Origin of the sequence: Leptospira fainei serovar Hurstbridge str. BUT 6 (genome assembly GCF_000306235.2) — a bacterium.
Classification (GTDB): Bacteria; Spirochaetota; Leptospiria; order Leptospirales; family Leptospiraceae; genus Leptospira_B; species Leptospira_B fainei.
Genome location: NZ_AKWZ02000002.1, coordinates 349,225 through 366,725 on the forward strand (window position 1 = coordinate 349,225; position 17,501 = coordinate 366,725).

The 17,501-nt window shown below is 44.7% G+C and carries 16 protein-coding genes, 1 tRNA gene and 1 pseudogene; 11 read left to right on the forward strand and 7 right to left on the reverse strand.

Going from position 1 to position 17,501, the window contains the following annotated elements:
- Nucleotide 1: 1 nt before the first annotated feature.
- From LEP1GSC058_RS03025 to LEP1GSC058_RS03055, 7 genes and pseudogenes are all read right to left on the reverse strand, one after another.
- On the reverse strand, nucleotides 2-943 hold the full coding sequence (locus LEP1GSC058_RS03025) for an efflux RND transporter periplasmic adaptor subunit (protein WP_408605690.1): 942 nt from the start codon (nucleotides 941-943) through the stop codon (nucleotides 2-4).
- 71 nt (nucleotides 944-1,014) lie between these two features.
- Nucleotides 1,015-2,238, reverse strand: a pseudogene (locus LEP1GSC058_RS03030) (TolC family protein); the annotation flags it as partial.
- A gap of 321 nt (nucleotides 2,239-2,559) precedes the next feature.
- Nucleotides 2,560-2,916: a hypothetical protein gene (locus LEP1GSC058_RS03035; RefSeq protein ID WP_156860634.1), complete on the reverse strand. Its 357-nt coding sequence runs from the start codon at nucleotides 2,914-2,916 to the stop codon at nucleotides 2,560-2,562.
- 141 nt (nucleotides 2,917-3,057) lie between these two features.
- On the reverse strand, nucleotides 3,058-3,537 hold the full coding sequence (locus LEP1GSC058_RS03040) for a hypothetical protein (protein WP_016548151.1): 480 nt from the start codon (nucleotides 3,535-3,537) through the stop codon (nucleotides 3,058-3,060).
- Nucleotides 3,534-6,257, reverse strand: coding sequence for a preprotein translocase subunit SecA (gene secA / locus LEP1GSC058_RS03045; RefSeq protein ID WP_016547932.1), 2,724 nt, complete (start codon nucleotides 6,255-6,257; stop codon nucleotides 3,534-3,536). The genes LEP1GSC058_RS03040 and secA overlap by 4 nt, the downstream gene beginning before the upstream one ends.
- Nucleotides 6,258-6,344: 87 nt before the next feature.
- The gene (locus LEP1GSC058_RS03050; RefSeq protein WP_039947938.1) at nucleotides 6,345-7,040 is read right to left on the reverse strand and encodes a type 1 glutamine amidotransferase; all 696 of its coding nucleotides are present in this window, start codon (nucleotides 7,038-7,040) and stop codon (nucleotides 6,345-6,347) included.
- Nucleotides 7,037-7,669: a TlpA family protein disulfide reductase gene (locus tag LEP1GSC058_RS03055; protein WP_016547821.1), complete on the reverse strand. Its 633-nt coding sequence runs from the start codon at nucleotides 7,667-7,669 to the stop codon at nucleotides 7,037-7,039. The genes LEP1GSC058_RS03050 and LEP1GSC058_RS03055 overlap by 4 nt, the downstream gene beginning before the upstream one ends.
- A 131-nt stretch (nucleotides 7,670-7,800) precedes the next feature.
- On the opposite strand from LEP1GSC058_RS03055, the gene LEP1GSC058_RS03060 reads away from it, so the two are divergent.
- From LEP1GSC058_RS03060 to LEP1GSC058_RS03110, 11 genes are all read left to right on the forward strand, one after another.
- Nucleotides 7,801-8,292, forward strand: coding sequence for a hypothetical protein (locus tag LEP1GSC058_RS03060; protein WP_016548281.1), 492 nt, complete (start codon nucleotides 7,801-7,803; stop codon nucleotides 8,290-8,292).
- A gap of 210 nt (nucleotides 8,293-8,502) precedes the next feature.
- A complete protein-coding gene (locus LEP1GSC058_RS03065; RefSeq protein WP_084680348.1) occupies nucleotides 8,503-9,657 on the forward strand; it encodes a 6-hydroxymethylpterin diphosphokinase MptE-like protein in 1,155 nt (384 codons plus the stop codon).
- Nucleotides 9,658-9,776: 119 nt separating this feature from the next.
- A complete protein-coding gene (locus LEP1GSC058_RS03070) occupies nucleotides 9,777-10,268 on the forward strand; it encodes a response regulator (RefSeq protein WP_016548035.1) in 492 nt (163 codons plus the stop codon).
- Nucleotides 10,201-11,529 (forward strand): HEAT repeat domain-containing protein, encoded by a 1,329-nt coding sequence (locus LEP1GSC058_RS03075; protein WP_408605687.1) that lies wholly within the window; start codon nucleotides 10,201-10,203, stop codon nucleotides 11,527-11,529. Before LEP1GSC058_RS03070 ends, LEP1GSC058_RS03075 begins: the two co-directional genes overlap by 68 nt.
- 2 nt (nucleotides 11,530-11,531) lie before the next feature.
- Entirely contained in the window at nucleotides 11,532-12,029 is a 498-nt protein-coding gene (locus LEP1GSC058_RS03080; RefSeq protein WP_016548293.1) for an LIC_11959 family protein, read from the forward strand.
- A complete protein-coding gene (locus tag LEP1GSC058_RS03085; RefSeq protein ID WP_016548193.1) occupies nucleotides 12,026-12,541 on the forward strand; it encodes a hypothetical protein in 516 nt (171 codons plus the stop codon). Before LEP1GSC058_RS03080 ends, LEP1GSC058_RS03085 begins: the two co-directional genes overlap by 4 nt.
- A gap of 60 nt (nucleotides 12,542-12,601) precedes the next feature.
- Nucleotides 12,602-12,675, forward strand: a tRNA-Ile gene (locus LEP1GSC058_RS03090).
- A 389-nt stretch (nucleotides 12,676-13,064) separates the two neighbouring features.
- Complete coding sequence (locus tag LEP1GSC058_RS03095) at nucleotides 13,065-14,942, forward strand: alpha/beta hydrolase (protein ID WP_016548014.1); 1,878 nt, start codon at nucleotides 13,065-13,067, stop codon at nucleotides 14,940-14,942.
- A gap of 59 nt (nucleotides 14,943-15,001) precedes the next feature.
- Nucleotides 15,002-15,577, forward strand: coding sequence for a bifunctional nuclease domain-containing protein (locus tag LEP1GSC058_RS03100; protein ID WP_010418865.1), 576 nt, complete (start codon nucleotides 15,002-15,004; stop codon nucleotides 15,575-15,577).
- Nucleotides 15,578-15,680: 103 nt separating this feature from the next.
- Nucleotides 15,681-16,037, forward strand: a complete 357-nt coding sequence (locus tag LEP1GSC058_RS03105) for a phasin-related domain-containing protein (protein ID WP_016548126.1) — start codon at nucleotides 15,681-15,683, stop codon at nucleotides 16,035-16,037.
- Nucleotides 16,038-16,159: 122 nt separating this feature from the next.
- Nucleotides 16,160-17,455, forward strand: coding sequence for an MFS transporter (locus LEP1GSC058_RS03110; RefSeq protein WP_016548095.1), 1,296 nt, complete (start codon nucleotides 16,160-16,162; stop codon nucleotides 17,453-17,455).
- Nucleotides 17,456-17,501: the final 46 nt, after the last annotated feature.

Consider the following 17,501-nt stretch of genomic DNA (forward strand, 5'->3'; position numbering starts at 1 on the left):
GTTAGAATCCGAAGCTTAATCCTTTTAAGAGAATCGCACCTTCTACGACGACACGATCTCCCCGCGTAAGTCCCTCTAAAACGTTCACTCTTTCTCGGCTGGATATACCTAGGGTAACTTCTCTTCGAAAGAATTCTCCCGTTGACTCCTCGACGAAAACGTAATTCTTACCTTCGACCGTAATGATCGAATTAAACGGTATAACGACGGACTCGCCGCTTGTTTCCTCCGGGAATTTTACGACAGCGTACATTCCGGGTTTTAATTTAAAACCGTCGTTCATAATCTCGATCCGCACTTTAACGGTTCTAGTATAGGGATCCACGTTATCTCCCAAAGCCTCGGCTATTCCGTTCCACTCTTTGTCAGGGAAAGAGGAAAACTTTACTTTTACTCTTTTTCCTTTCGTTAGATTCTGTAATTGAGACTCGGGAACATCGCACATAATCCAAGCGGTCCGCGGGCCGGACTTCCCGAGGATAGCAGGGTTCAAACCAACGGCCCTCAATTTTCCCTCGAATTCAGCAAGTTCTGCGGCGTCATTGTCTGCGTTAGTTTCCGCTTCTACCAAATCCTTCTCCGTCGCAACTCTATGCTTAAACATATCCTGAATCCTGGCGAGATTCTTCCGAGAGCGATTCAAGCTGTTCTTCGAATGAATATAGCCCACGTAAAGATCGTTCAATTCCGCGGATTCGAACAAAACGATTCGTTCCCCGTCGCCGGAAACCGAAGGAGCCATAGTAGCAATCAAGCGAGCCGGCGCTTCCACATTCACAAAATCGCCGTCTTTACCGATCGAGATCGTTTTAATGATTTCTAATCCCGGGCTATTTTCTTTGAATTCAATGCGTTCACCGTTTTCCGAAACAATCGGTTTTCCCGGTGGACGAACATTCTTCTTCTGCCCTCTATTGATAGCTAATGAAGCAACCGAACCCATCCCGGCCAAAACGATTAGAGTGAGCCAAAAACGACTTTTTTTAGATAAGTTAAATTTCATGTGAATGCTTCCTAATTATTTCCGGATTCTACGGAGGGTTTATTTGGAACCAGCACGCCCGATCCCACGGAGTAATTTACGCCTTCTATCGCGTCCATTCTATCGGTTTGAAGCCTCAGCATCTCTACGATGCTCGAACGATACGTCTCGAAAAAATCCGCAAATTCTAAAACTGATATATAACGCTTTTCGTAACTAAGAATCATATCCTGCGCTAAATCGGTGTAATCCTTAGTATATGTATTCCTGAAACGACGATAAAGACCGTCCTTGGCCTTTGCAGTAGCCAAAGCCACGTTCACTTCGTTTTCAACTTCTAAGATTCTGTTTTTCAATTCCTGTTTTTTTACTAAAATGGATTTTTCAGCCGCTTTGATATTTCCTTGATTTCTATCGAAAATCGGAATATTCAACTGAGCGGTAACGCCCCAGTAGTTCTGGAATGCGGTTCCCCCGCGATTGTACATAGGCCCGAAAGATAAATCCGGAATCGCGTTTGCATGTTGGAGTTCTAAATTCGCCTCTTCGAAACGTAAAGCCTGCACCGCTTTACGTAAATCGGGTCGATATTCCCTGGCAGTCTGAACGATTTCTGCGAGTTTTATTTTAGCTAAATCGATTCCTTCCACGAAATCCTGATTTAGGACCGGCTCGATGGCGATCCCTTGATCCATGTATTTTTCTTCGTTTAATAAGACCCTTAGATCGGCTTCTTTCTCCAGAACTCTGATCCGCAAGTCTTCTCTTTCCTTACGAAGAAAAAACAATAACGCTTTCAGACGTAAAAGCTCCGCCTGTAGAATCGCCCTCCTCTTATAGGCTAGTTCCGCCGAGGAGACGGTTTTTTCCAGGGCTTCCAAACTTCCGTCGTAAAAGGAGATCGCTTCCCTGTAATAATGAATGAAGTATAATGTCCTTCTCAATTTGGAAAGAAGAGCTCTAGCTAGGTCGTAGAATTCCTGCTCTCCCATTTTCGCGTTTAGCTCTGCTACGCGAATTCGCTTATCAATTTTACCGCCCAATAAGAATAGCTGCTGGATTTGGTAAACGGTTTGTCCGGACCGCGTGAAATCGAAATATCGTCGAGTCGGCTCGGCGAAAATACTTTGATCTATAAAAATGTTCGGATTCGCATACAATCCCGCCTGCTCGATTCCCGCCTTCCTGGCGTCGATATCGTATTTTGCGGCCAAGAGAAGTAAGTTATTCTTCCACAGAAGTTCTTCGGCTTTTGCCATATCCAAGCGAACTTTCGATCGCTCCGGCTCCGAATTTTCAGAAGACATATTTTGATCGGCTGCGACGCCATTTTCAAAAACAAGAGCGTCCTTTTGGGCAATCAGCTTACCCGGAGCTTTCGTTTCGGAACTTTGAGCGTTTGCTGTTGCTATTATGAGCAGCGCGAGTACTTTTTTCTTCATATTGCGTTTGGATTTTCCGTGTCTAATGAGATCGAATTTTCAGGTCGCTTAGTGAATGCATGCCAATAAGACCGATTTAGCGAGTACAGCTTCCCTTTGTAGGGAAAAGCTAGCGGTAATCTCTCTTAGTATGCTTTAGGAAACTGTGGGCGGAGGAAGATTAGTCAGAAGGAAGGAGACAAAGAGCTTGGACCAGGTTTCCTCTCTAAATAAAATATTACCTGAAAAGAAAACGGAAGGAGTCCATGGATAATAAGACGGGCTATTTGCGATGAATTCTACCGGCCGACTGTCTCTTTCGCGTGCCGGTGCAAAGAATAAGGGCTCAGAATCGGTTAAATCCGATTCGATAAACGAGACCAGGTCTCCCTTTTTAGAGAAAACGCTAAATGACTTCCCCGTGTCCGGTTGATCGATGATGTCGATCGATGAGGAGAATAGTACTAGAACGACCTGCAAGACGACTAGAATACTGTAAAAGAAGCGTCGCACTATGATGTCAGGAAATTATGGGTCGCTTATTAGTCAAGTATTTTCAATCTAAATAATTATGATCTCCTTACGAATGGAGTCTCTCTTCCCCAAAAGACCGATTTTTACATCGAACCAAACCTTTATTTTAACCCATTTAGTTTATCGAATCGGATCAGGTGGTGTGTGCAAAACCTTTACCACCGCTCCACGCTGGAAGCGGATCCGAATTTCCTTATCCGGCCTGGAGCCGTCTGCATACTTGCAAATCGGTCGAGTGTATACCCATTCTTCCATTCCCGGAGCCCAATTATTTATGGTCATCTTCTCGTCCGGATCACCTATTTGATTCTTCACATATAACTGATTTTGGTAGAGAAGAGAGTGAATGAGTTCGGAGCGAATTCGAAGCTTCGATTTTTCCTCCGCCGATAATTCCGTTGGTGCAACTCCTAGAACGCTCACATCGGCATCCGGAATCGATTTTAGGACGAACTCCTTACACTTATTGTCATCCGAAAATGTTGTCATACATTCGTCGTACAATTGCCGGGGTGTTCTCGCTTCTCTGCCTGTCGGTCGTAAAAAAACGCAATCGACGAGCAGTAAAAGTGAGAGAATGATAAACCTTTTTTGTTTCATTTTCGTTTCCTCCTACTTGTTTTACGCTCCGAACTTCCTCCGCCCGATGCTACAGGTAAAGGCTCCGCAGAAGAATTTGATCTTTTAGGTTTATTACCCTGTAATTCCTGGAAGCCGCCGGTTAACTCTTCTCCGACTTTCCGATATTCTTTCTTCTCTTCAGGGAGTTGCGTCTTCTCGGTAACTTCCACGCGAATTAGGAAGCTGACGATCTCATATTTCATGTTTTCGATAGCTTGATCGAAAAGCCGGAATCCCTGTAGTTTGTATTCGACTAGAGGATTTTTTTCTCCGTAACCGACGGTCCAAATACCTTCTCGAAGGTGGTCCATCGCATATAGATGCTCTTTCCAGCGATGATCCAATATATCTAGAAAGATATTCCTTTCCAAAACTTTCCAGACTTCGCCTCCGATTCGATCCGCTTTGTCTTGGTAAAATTTTTGAGCAATCTCGTTCAAAGAATCGAATAGGAATAATTGCGCATTTTTGGATTTTTTAACCGAATCTACGTCGATTTCCCAAGGGAGTCCTAAGCCGAGAAACCATTCCTTTAATGTCTCCCATTCCCAGCCTTCGGGATTTCCACCTTCGCAAGTCACGATGATCTGGGATTCAATGATTTCATCCAGGAACCCTTTCACCAATCCGGTAACATCGCCTCCGTCCAAAACCTCGTTTCGCATTTTATAGATAACGATCCTTTGGCGATTCATCACATCATCGTATTCTAGAAGATGCTTACGAATATCGAAGTTATGCCCTTCTACCCGTTTTTGGGCCCTAGCAATCGCGTTGGAAACCATGGTATGCTCGATTTCTTGGCCTTCGGGCATTTTCAGGCGTTCCATAATACCCGAAATACGATCCGAACCGAAAATTCGCATTAAATCATCTTGGAGAGAAAGGTAGAAACGGCTCGAACCTGGATCTCCTTGTCTTCCCGAGCGCCCGCGCAGCTGATTATCGATCCTACGAGCCTCGTGTCTTTCGGTTCCTAGAATATGTAATCCACCTGCTTCGAGAACTTCGTCATGATTCTTTTTCCAGATTTTTGCGGAGGTTAGAATTTCGTTGGCCCTGTTTTTCTTATTTTGCGAATCCAGTTTACTCAGTAAAGCTTCCGCTTTTTCGAAATTGGCGCGCAGAGTGGCTTCCCGAAATTCGGTGATTACGGGATCACTATCGCTCCAAGTCTCTAAATTTTCCTTAAAGAGCTGTGCCCCGCCTAAGACGATGTCGGTGCCTCGACCGGCCATATTCGTGGCGATCGTGACCGCTCCCGGTTTTCCAGCATTTGCGATGATCTCGGCTTCCTTTTCATGGAACTTCGCGTTTAAAACGTTATGCGTAATTCCGGACTGAGTCAGAAGACGAGAAAGCACTTCGGATTTTTCGATGGAAATGGTTCCGACCAGAACCGGCTGCTTTCTGGATTGACATTCCTTGATTTCGCTCAGGATAGCGGTGAATTTTTCTTTTTCCGTTCTATAGACCCGGTCTGCAAAGTCCTTTCTCTGAACGGTAACGTTAGGCGGAATTACGATTACGTCGAGATTATAAATCTTATGAAATTCTTCCGCTTCCGTATCTGCCGTTCCGGTCATACCGGAAAGTTTTTCGTACAATCGAAAATAATTTTGGAATGTGATGCTCGCCAAAGTCTGGGATTCCCGAGCGATAGGAACGCCTTCCTTAGCTTCCAACGCTTGGTGAAGACCGTCGGAGTAACGTCTACCCGCCATGAGACGACCCGTAAACTCGTCCACGATAATCACTTCGCCGCTTTGAACCACATAATCCACATCTCTTTGGAAAATCTTATGGGCCTTTAGAGCCTGATGAACGTGATGTACTAGGTCTACGTTTTGCGGAGCATATAGGTTTTCGATTCCAAGAATCTGCTCGACATGGGCGACTCCCTTCTCCGTTAAAAGAGTGTTTTTTGCTTTCTCATCCTTCTCATAGTCTTCCCCTTCGATCAGCTTGGGGATGATTTTATCTATGCGAAGATACTTGTCCGTTGATTCGTCCGAGGGACCCGAAATTATCAAAGGCGTTCTAGCTTCGTCGATCAAAATCGAGTCAACCTCGTCCACGATCGCAAAGAAGTGTCCTCTTTGAACTTTATGATCGATATGAGTCACCATATTGTCCCGTAGATAATCGAACCCGTATTCGTTATTCGTTCCGTACGTGATATCGGCTGCATACGCTTTCTGCCTGTCATCATGATCCATATCATGCTGAATGATCCCGACTTTCAGCTCTAGAAAGTCATAAATAGGTTTCATCCACATGGCATCCCGTCTCGCTAAGTAATCGTTTACCGTAACGACATGAACCCCGTTCCCGGCGAGGGCATTTAAGTAAACGGCGAGCGTCGAAGTAAGAGTTTTTCCTTCCCCGGTTTTCATTTCGGCGATATTTCCCCAATGGAGGGCAATTCCCCCCATCATCTGGACGTCGAAATGTCTCATGCCGAGTTTGCGCAAGGAAGTCTCCCGAACAGTGGCGAACGCTTCCGGCAGAAGGTCGTCTAATGTTTCTCCTTGAGATAGACGCTCCCGAAACTTTTGGGTTTGGGCAGACAGTTCGGAATCGCTGAAAGAATGAATCGACTCTTCCCATTCGTTGATTTTCTGAACGATCGGAATAAGTCGTTTTAGATCTCTCTCGTATTTGCTTCCAAAGAGAACCTTTAGAACTTTCTGTATCATGTACGCACCGTTTTTTCGTTTCGATTCTTATAAGAGTATTGCAAATTTCTCCGAATGACCTTGCCGTTCCTTCGGAGCTGGAACATTCTAAATATCCAAGATTCCTTCAAAAAGCGCACGCCCAGCCTCTTCCATTTGAGACCTAATTTGGCCCGTTTCCGGTCCAGGAATCCAGCCTGCTTTTTGTATGAATTCACTGTGCACCATTTTCCAAATTTCCAGCATGGGAGCAGTCACTTCTAAATGGCATTGGATTCCGAATACCCGATTCTTCCAGGCGAACATTTGATTCTGATACATTGTTCCTTCCAGAAGCAGTTCCGAACCGTTCGGCAATTCGAATACATCTTCGTGTAAGTGAAATGCCGGAATCATGAATTTTCCTGCAAGTCTAGCGAGCGCAGGATGCGATGGATTTACGATTTTTAGATCCGAAAACCCGACTTCCGGTCCCTTTGTTCCGACAGATACCTTTGCACCTAAGGCTTTCGCCAGGATCTGAGATCCAAGACAAATTCCGATGACTTTTCGGGATTCCATTTGAGTCAGGTTATAGGCAAAATCCAGCCAAGGTCTAAAGAAATCCGATTGAGCCGGATCGTGTACCGTTTGCGGTCCACCGAGTAATACAACTAAATCAAAAACCTGGTGCGCATCCGGCAGAATTCGAATATTGGAATCGTACGCGTTATGATACGTTATCCTATAATTACGAGCCTTTAAGGAATCCAAGAGGGTTCCTGGTCCTTCACAGTCCTTGAATCGTACGATCAAACATCTCATACTGATCCCGCCATTCGCTTAAAGAAAATTACCTTTCTATCTTTCGGTATCGCAAGTATGTCCGATTCTTCACTGATTGGCCCGATAAAATTATAATATAGTACGAGCGGTTTAGTTTTGAATAATAAGGTTTCGGGAGTTCCCGTTACCAATCCATCGTTTCTAGAAATTCGGAAAGGCTTTTTCATAATCAAAACCGGAAGCTTTATGCCGTATTTACGGATCTCTTCCCTCATTTGAATATTCGCTTCCTTTATGATTTGCTCTTCCGTCATTTTCTCCGGAGAGTCCACAAACACGGTCGGATCTACGACCATGTACAACTTGATTTTAGGATTCGATGCTAGGTCCTTATACAAATAATTCAAAACGGGAACCTCTTTAATGCAAGGTACGCAGTTCGGACCGTAAACGTTCAAAGCGATTCGCTCGGCTTGAATATCCGATAAGCGAATTGTCTGTCCGTCTAACGTTAAACCTTCGAAGGACTGCACGCCTAGATTGGATTGTTCGGAGGGGGCACAGGTCGCACTACCGACCAAAAAGAGTAGGAAAGAAAGGCGGAAGAAAATCCCTGCTGTAAAGCGAGAGAAATTAAGCCTGGAATCGGGGTTTGCCTGAGAATCCATTGGCGATTACCAAATTTGTGGATTCCCCCGGAAATTCAAGGAATAAACGAAGACATAAGGTTGTTGACAGGTCGCCTAAACGGCGGACGATGGTAAAATCTAAGGCTCCTATCCTTTTTCAGGAACAAAAAATGACCCAACACCAGAATTCTGAGTTTGATATTGTTACTCTTATCGAATTAGCCAAGAAAAACAAGTACGAAAGAGCCGTGGCTGGTTTTCAAATTCTGGATAGGATCGATCGTCTGGACCTACCCAAGAAAATCAAGGGTCGAAAACTTGCCGTGCAAGCCATGTTTGCACTCGCTAACGAAGAAGTTCAATACAAATACGTTACTAAAGAAGAAAGAGCCGCAATCGAGCAAGACGCTCGTATCACTGATCCTGCTTATTCCAAATTTAACGGTCTTTTCGAGGCTCCTCAAGCTCCAATAGCGGAAGAAGATACCGAAGAAGACTTTATCCCCGAAGAAACGCCAAAACCGCTGATGGATATGGAAGACGGTGAAGAAGGCGAAGAATCCTACGACGATGATGATGACGACGAGGAAGAAGAGGATGAAGAAGAAACCGACGAGGATGAGGAAGAAGAGGAAGAAACCGTCGAAGAAGAGGAAGAGTAACCCATTTTTCGCCTGGTCCGCCAGCCTGACGGCGAACCGAATCTAAAGGAGGAGTCGTCCTCCTTCCACCTACACTCCCAAAAAGACCCGCGTAAGGAAGGCGAGCGAATTGCCTCCACAGCTCCTCGGAGTATATCGGATACTGAGCTCATTCTATTCGTAGGAATCGGCTGTGCTTATCACATTTCTGCGTATTTGAAAACCGCCGGAATGAATACCCGGATTCTATGCTTGGAGCCCTTTGCAGAGTTTGAGTCTCTCGTAGGTGAATTCGTACGTCTAGAAATCGGTTCGATTCCAATCTTGTATGATTGGAATCAATTTCGAAAGCTCCCCGCCTCTAGTTGGATTCCGCAAGGAATCCGTTCTATCAAGGTGTTTCTACATCCGACATATGCCCGAAAGTTTCCGGAAATATCGCAGGAGATTCTCTCGTTTCTGCAAAATGTGAGAGTTCTAGACCAAAACCAAATCGCAAAAGATACGTATGAGAGACTCTGGATACATAATTTCTTTCGTCATGCAAAACGATTCCAAGAAAACCCGTTCTCATTTCGAATCATTGGCAAAAAACTTCCGATTCGTAAAAATCAAGTCGGATGCTTTATCGGGGCTTCTCCAAATCTGGAATTTGAGAAAGATTGGTTAGAAAAAAACCGGACCAAAGTCTATATGCTTGCCTCGGATACAAGCTTAGGCTTCCTGCTTCAATGTAATATTCTGCCGGACGCCATTCTATCTATAGACAGCGGACGAGGAACGGGATTCCATTTTCCGGAAAATACTCCGAATCATCTTCCTATCATTACCTGGTTCGGTGGATCGACAAGAGTCTTCGATCTTCCCAACCCCAAGATTTTATACGTTTCTACCCACCCTCTCGACCAACTGGCTCGTATGTCTTTTTTTCCGGAGGCGCCGATACTGGAAAATCCCACTCTCAATATAGCTGGAATGGCAGTTTCTGTCTTGGAGGCGTTAGGATTTGAATCCTGCATCGTTAAAGGTTTTGATTTTTCCCGGACGGGAGGAAAAACGCATTGTAGGGGAAGCGGTTATGAAAGATACGATCGTCTCTTTCTAACTCGGAAGAAGAGTCTCTTTTTTGAACGGTATTCTCCAAATGCGCGTTGGATACGAAGAACGAGTGTACTTGATATCTGGAAACAATGGAGTCCTTTGACTTTATTAGAAGAACTGCCGAAAGATATTTCCATTTCCTGGGACTGGAAGAATTCGTTATCGGAAATTTCTTCCGAATTTCCCCAAACCGGAAGTTTTTGGAGAAACGCCAGCGCGTCTCTAAGCGAATTTCCTCCGAGAATTCGTTCTATCTTAATGAGAGAAAGTCGAATTCTTGAGTAAAATCCCAGACTGCAGCAGTCTCGTCAGCCTCTTTATAAATTCTTCTTATTGACATTCTTAGAATAGTCTCCAAAATTCTATAGTTCCAGGAAATTGAACCGTCCTTTGGGTCTAGGATTATGAATAAAGGTTATATTATTTGTGTCGATGATGAAGTATCGGTTCTGGAAACACTCCAAGAGCAGCTCCATAACGAGTTCGGTAAGACTCATGAAATCGAAACGGCAAGGAGCGCAGAGGAAGCACTTTCCCTTTTGGAGGAAATCCAAAATTCCGGCTTCGTCATTGAAGTAATCATCACCGACCAAGTGATGCCGGGAATGAAGGGCGCCGACTTTCTGGAGGCCGTTCATAAGCAGTCTCCGGATTCGATTAAGATTTTACTGACCGGTCAAGCCGGTCTAGATTCGGCCATTCATGCCATTAATTTCGGAGGACTTAGTCGTTATGTCGAAAAGCCCTGGAATATTGAAGACCTTAGCCGGGATATACGGTCCCTGATAGAAAAGTTCCATCAGAACTTGGAGAACCAACACCTAGTCAATGAACTCAACCGCAGAATCAAGGAACTTGAAGAAGAAAATCGAAAACTCCAGCAAACAGGAGACTAATATACCTCCCCTTCAACTCGGAATCATCCGTATTCATTTCTGGAAGCGTGCCCTTATAACGCTATTTGCGACCGTATTACTTAGCTCCTCTCAAATGGAAGCCGGGCCGAAGGAACCGACGAAGCCGAAATATACGGCGGAACAAATTCGAAAGAAGAAAGAAGTACTCCTGCAAATTCTGAAGTACGGAACCACGAAAGAGCGTGCAGGCGCGCTAAGAGAGCTTGAAGATTTTCCGAAGGATGAATCCGGCGAACTTTACGACCAAGTCGGAATTATTCTGGCAAAAGATCCGGATTGGTCGATGCGTATCTATGCCTTAAGAATCTCGAGCATTTTGGGTCTAAGTAAATTCGAGGATAAGATCGTCGCACTCGTTCAATACGAACAACCCGACGTCCAGAAAGAAGCCGTCTATGCGGTCAAAAAACTAAAGTTCAAATCCGCAATCCCCTCGTTAACCGATCTGCTCAAGGCTCAGGATTTTACGAAAAATTCGAATCTTACCGTTTCTTTAATCGATGCTTTGGCCGAATTCCCGGAAGCGGACGAGGCATTTCGCGTTTTAGAAGCGAGATTTCAGGAGAAATTCAACGATCCGGAATTGAGAGCTCAAACTGCATTATATTTCGGTAAAGTAAAGAATAAATCCGTCGAGAACCTCCTGATTACGACCTTCAAGGACGACAAAGAACCGATCACTTTACGCGCCTATTGCGTGAATGCCTTAGGTAAGATGAAATCGACCGCCGCAATCGCTCCGATGACGGAATTACTCAATAAAATTCGGAATTTAAAATCCAAAAACGATATTCAGGACTACCAAGCATTAAAGATTCATACGATCACCGCCTTAGTTTCGTTAGGCGATAAAGATATCATCGAAGAGCTTTATTCTTTCGCAAGAGACGATGATGCAGTCGTTCGATTAAGAGCGATCAAACACCTGGCGGAAACGGAAGACCCGGCAGTCATAGAAATTTTGGAATACAAAGCGCAAAGGGATCCGAGCGAAAAAGTAAAAAGGGCAGCTCAGGCCGCCTTGGATCAGCTTCGTAAAAAGATTTCTCCGGATTTCGTCCCACCTGCAAAGTCGGGAGATGCAACGACAAAACCTAAAACCGAATCTTTGAAAACGGATTCTAAAGCTAAGGAAGATGCTTCGAAAATGGAAGGAAACAAATCTTCTAAAGCTTCGAAACCCGATAAGAAAGTCGTTCCTTTTGCCGATGAGGAGTCGGAAGAATTAGAGGATCCTTAATTATGGCTACGCATCGCGGAATTCGGACGATCGCGATATTCCTTGTAATCGCACTAGCATTCACCTTCCGCATAGCCTCAGAGCCGGCCGGCAATACATATCGGGGAACGATCTCTCTCGATGAACCTCGATCTCTTGATATGAAGGAAAGTTTGAGCGATTCTTCTCCGAACTTTCCTGAAAAGTTGAAACTTTTCTTTCAAGGTTTAGCGGGAAACTATGCGGTCTTCTACGACTGGAACGGACATACTTTCTATTTTAAGTATCGCGAAAATAAATTCGACCGGAGACTGCGAAAATACGCTTCTCGGCTTTCCGGCGGCGCCCCATACGAAGTCACGGGGGATTATTTAGGCGTTTTCGTTTTTGAAAACAAAGTCATCCGCCGTTTCAAAAAGAAAGGCGAAGATACTTTAACCGATCGGAAAGAAAAACATTCGATTCCGGTCTTCCAGTTGAAAGAATATAAGGAACTCATCCTCGAGGAAATTTTACTTTGAAAAAATGTTTCCGAGTCCTTTTATTTTTGATAATATTTTCATCTTCGCAAAACGTATCGTTCGCCGTTCCCCTAGATCCGGATCAAAAAGTTTTTCAGCCGGGAGAAATTTTCCGGGAAAATTTTCTGACGATTTCCTTTCCTGAGAAGGCTTTAGTCCGAACCGAATCCCGTAAACGATGGAGAGCGATTCCGTTAAAGGACCGACCCTGGATTCTGGTATGGAGAAAATTAGATCGTGTGGGAGAAGCGGACGTCGCAAAAGATTCTGTTCGAGCCGTTTTTCCCGGAAAAGAGCCTGAAACATTTTCCAGTAGTGGCGCTGAAATCTTGCGTTGGACAAAGGAGGATCTTTCGGGTGGAAATCCTCTAAGGCTGTATTTTTTTTTGATTCGAAAAGGTGAACTCGCCTACACTGTCTACGTCGCTTTTTACCGGGAACGTAAGGACTTAGAGGACTGGTTTTCCATTCCCAGCCGGTATTTAGAAACGAAAAACCAGAATCCAATCTAAGGATTGGAAACCATGAAATGGGCTTGATGCGGTCCGGCTCTCGGAAAAACTGGAGCGGTCGGGCCTATAGCTCAGTTGGTTAGAGCGGCAGACTCATAATCTGCGGGTCGAAGGTTCAAGTCCTTCTGGGCCCAGACAATTTCTGATTACTAAATCCATTTGAAGGACTTGAAGCTTTTGAGCGAAAGCATTTGCAGCGACCCATAGGGAGCGTCGCAAATGCGACCTGAGTTCAGGATGGACGAAGGCGCGAAAAAGACGCCGTGGAGCCGAGTCGGCCAGGGATGGACGACTGCGTAACGGCAAGTCCTTCTTAAGCCCACACAATTCTTTATAGCCTCATCAGTTTCGAAGCGGCAGCTCAAATCTCCGGGTTGCAGGCAAGTCCGCGAATCGTTCGATTTCGGCGAGAAAGAAATTTCTTTTTTCCAATAAGGAGGTTTTAGAAATATCCCCCAAAAGGGTTAGTCGAGGATTTGAATCCAGATTGCATTGAAAAGACCTGAATTAAAAAATTAGCCTTATGGACCAGACCACCGCCCGAAAGGTCAGCCCCAAGCCTCGTCGGAAAGGCAGCACTTACGTTGTCAGTCCGGATGATATTTATATCTTTCCGGTATCCGAACCCACGAGTGTTTTTTTACAGAAAGTTTGGAATTCCTTTGTAAATAAAATGGTCGCGATGACCTTGCCGAACGGCAAACCCGTATTTCAATATTCGATTTTCGAATCCATTCAGGGAAAAAATCTTAAGATCGTCGCTTCCGCAACTCATTTTAAAATGAAGGAAGTCGCCAACCGAGTCGGTCTTCAAAGCATCGACGAGTTTATACGAAATACGATTCCGATTTCGATTCAGGATCCGGCAAATATTTCCGCGCGTTATCTTAGGGAAGCGATTCTTTCCGTGGAAAAGAAAGCCAGACCGGAAGTATACTTTCATAATTTACAAGACGTACGAATCCACCCGAATCTAAAAAAGCTTCTTACAGAGACCATGAATTATGCTGCTGGCATCCCGTTATTTGTGAAGGGATTTCCGATCGGTATGCTTTGGGGAATTCGTCGGGACAATATGACGGAGGAGCAGGAAGAAGAAGTTCGCCAGCAACTCTATTGTCTGTATGACGTGGTGGATTTCGTAATCTCCAGGGAAATGGGTCCGAAAGGAGACCCTTACTATGCTCGAAAGAATATTGAAAAATCGGATCTAAATTCTCGCGCCAAAAATCTTTTTTATACTCGCGGATACGGACAGAATGATCCAGTAACTACCATCATATTCGATTCCCACACATACCAAAGATCCTATCGCCTAGACGCGAGTTATATCATCCCGTCGGGAGACGGCTTCTCCGTCAGTTTAAAGAGATTCGAACCGAAAGACAGAAATGAAACCGGAAAAAACCTACTCTTGATTCCGGGATTTTTCTGTCGTCGTTCGGTCATGGATAAGGTAGCCAGAGAATTATCTCTCAAACATGGATACCGCGTTTTTTCCATGGATATGCGAGGACGATCGCGTAGAACGCTCCCGCCGTTCGGAATTCGAGAAGGCTGGACAGTCGATGATTTTATCCAAGAGGATTTTCCTGCCGTTTTAAATTGGCTGACGGAGAATTTTCCGAATGAACAAACCGTCGTTTTAGGTCATAGTATGGGCGGGATGATTCCTCGATTCTACTCCGCCGCGTACGAAGAGATCGTCAAAAAAAAGCGCAATCCCATCGTTCCTCTGCCAAGGCCGGAAGATGCAATTGCGGGAATCGTATCGATTACCTCTCCGAATTTCATTCGACTCCAAGCCCAAATTCCCGGCTTGGATGTTCTAAAAATGGGTTTGAAGCTTGTCCCATCCAAGTCGATCTCCGATTTTCTTTTTGACCTGACTTCCTTTTCCCTGCAAACGACTCTTCCTACGGTCGATCTAAACAAATTCTTTAAATTTCTGTTGGGATTGCACTCTTCTCTTCGAGCAGTTTCCTTCGATCTACATACGAAAGTGGTAAATCTCAGGGATTTCGTAGGCTACCGACAAATTTCTCCTCCGGAATGGTATTTTCTGATCGAAGATATTTTCTGTGAAGAATCAACCAAAGTCGTTTTACAATTTCTTCGTTCTCAACTCAGCCAGGACCATTCCTTTCTATCTTACGACGGAAATTTGGACTACACCGCCCTGCAAAAGAATTTAAGTATTCCTCTACTCTCCATTCTAGGTTCTCTGGACAAAGTAGTTCCGAGCGAAACGATCAAAGCGGATCTCGACGCGTTGCCTCATGAAAAAAACCGAATTCTCTCGTATGAACAAGGTCATTTGGGAATCGTTTTCCATATGCCCGTAGTCCGAGAAATGTGTGCGGAAATTGATTCCTGGATTCGCGGATTAGACTCGACCTGAATTGTCAGTTTAGAAGGCTTGACATTTCGGAAATCGAAAGATAGGGTCTAATATTAGGAATGGATTTAATAGAAGCGAACATTTACAATATTTCCCTAACCAACGTCGGATTCGCGGTATTCCTGAAAGCAAAAGACGACTCCGATCAAAGGGTCGTACCTATTTTCATCGGCCCCCTTGAAACGCATTCGATCACTTCCGTTTTAGAAGGGACCAAACCTCCCCGACCAATGACTCACGATTTAATGACGATTTTACTCACGACGCTCGGCGTACAGATAGTTAAGATCGCCATAGAGGAAATTATCGATAATACGTTCTACGCTAAGATTACTTTGCGGAAAGACGAAGAGTTGATCGTATTGGATGCGAGGCCTAGCGATTCGATAGCGCTTGCTCTCCGTGCAAGCGCTCCTATCTACCTCGCGAAGAAAGTCATCGAAGAAGCGGGAATCGTTATGAAAGACGACGAGATCCCCGGTGAAACGATCGGTAAGGAAAAGATTTCTCAGCTTCCGAAATCGCAGCTCGAAATTTTACAGGATTCTCTGGATAACGCATTGAAGGCGGAAGATTACGAAACTGCCGCTAAAATTCGGGATCAAATTCGTAAAATGTTGGAAAATCCATCCTAATAAGAGGGGCTGACAGATAATCCAAATTTACCCTTTTTTCGATTTAGCTTGAAGAAATAAGATTCGATTTCTATCATTGGACCCCTACGTTGGAGGGTTTTCGATGGAAAAGATTTTAATGGATATCTTGAACGCAGGAATTGCCGCTTTCCAGTCGGGTGAGAGCAAGCTAAAGCAATCCCTCGCCGATCTAGAAAAGCTTTACGAAGAACTGCGTTCGAAAGGCTCTCAGGACCAATCCGAGCAAGCGAATCGATTTAGAGATCTGGTCCAAAAAACCGTTTTCGACGCCCAATCAAAACTGCAAAATGCGAACGCCGAAACGAAAGAGATTTACCAGCAGCTAAAGGAAAACTTTGAAAAAATTTCCCTGCAGGTAAACGATTTGCTTCCGGAAGATTTAAAAGCCAAAGCAAAATCGGCGATCGACGAACTTAGCAAATTAACAAAAAAACGGTAAACGTATAGTTCCTCCTGGGCGGAGAAAAATTCGGGACAAAGAAGACTCAGCTCAAATACTAGGCAATAAAAATAAGAGGATCCATCCTCTTGTCAGTAACCTAAGAAGAGCCACGTCCGCCCATGAGGAAGCAATCTTTCATTTTAGTTCTTACAGTCTTTATCGATATGATGGGGTTCTCCCTCATCTTTCCTATCTTCCCGGAGACTCTAAATCATTTTCTAGCTCAGGCAGGCGACCCGGTTCTTGATCTTCTGGCGGGTTGGACCTCACGCTTGCTCGTTAACTCGGGCGGAGATTGGAAACTTTTCGTGGCTCTCTTTGGCGGAATCGTCGCGAGTCTGTATTCCGTTCTCCAATTTTTATTTTCGCCCATTTGGGGAAAGTTATCCGATCGGACCGGCCGAAGGCCGGTCCTTGTTTTTACTTGCACAGGCAGTTTTCTAGGTTACTTGGTCTGGCTCGCATCGGGCAGTTTTTCTCTCTTTGTATTGTCTAGAATACTTACCGGCTTAATGGGCGGAAATATTTCCGTCGCAACAGCGGCCATGGCGGATTCGACCGAAGAAAAAGATAGAGCTAAAGGAATGGGAATGATCGGAGCCGGGATCGGTCTCGGGTTCATTGCCGGCCCGTCTATCGGAGGGATCTTAGCTCACACGGATCCGTCCAACCTATTACCGTTTCTCCCTTGGTCTAAAATGACCGTATTTCCATCGGTCGCTTTGGCGGCGAGCGCCGCCGCACTTGTAAACCTACTGTTCGTATTGTTTAGATTCCGGGAAACTCTTCCGATTTCTTTAAGGCGAAAACCTGAGGGACGACTTCATCCTATATTAGGAGTTTTAGATATAGGTTCGAGAGAAGTACTCTTTTTAAGCCTCATGAATTTTCTCTTCTTATTTTTCTTTTCAGGCTTTGAATTCTCGCTAAACTTTTATTTGGATCAATTCCTGAATTTCAAGCCCATCCAGATCGGCTATACTTTCGTTTATATCGGGCTGATCATCGTGGTCGTCCAGGGAGGAATCATCCGAAGAATCAGCGGAAAAATTCCTGAAAAGCAAATCGGACTCTTTGCCGGCATCTTACTCACCTTCGGATTTTTACTCCTTTCCTTCACTAATTCTAATATTCAATTGTTTCTCGCTCTCACGTTTTTAGCGATGGGAAGCGCGTTCTTGAATCCGTCGATATCGGCAATGGTTTCCTTATTTTCTCCGCCGCAAGATCAGGGGAAAAACATAGGCCTATTACGAAGTCTAGGCTCGTTAGGAAGGGGGATTTCTCCCATCGCGTTTAGTCTTGTTTATTCACAGAGAGGCCCTCAGATTTCCTTTCTGGTCTCGGCGGTATTGAGCGCCGTTTTTTTGATTCTCTTCTGGTTTTTACGTCAGCCTAGAAAGCATCAAGCGTAGAAATCGAAAAAGAAGAACGATCGAAAGGGCTTCGCCGAAGATTGAA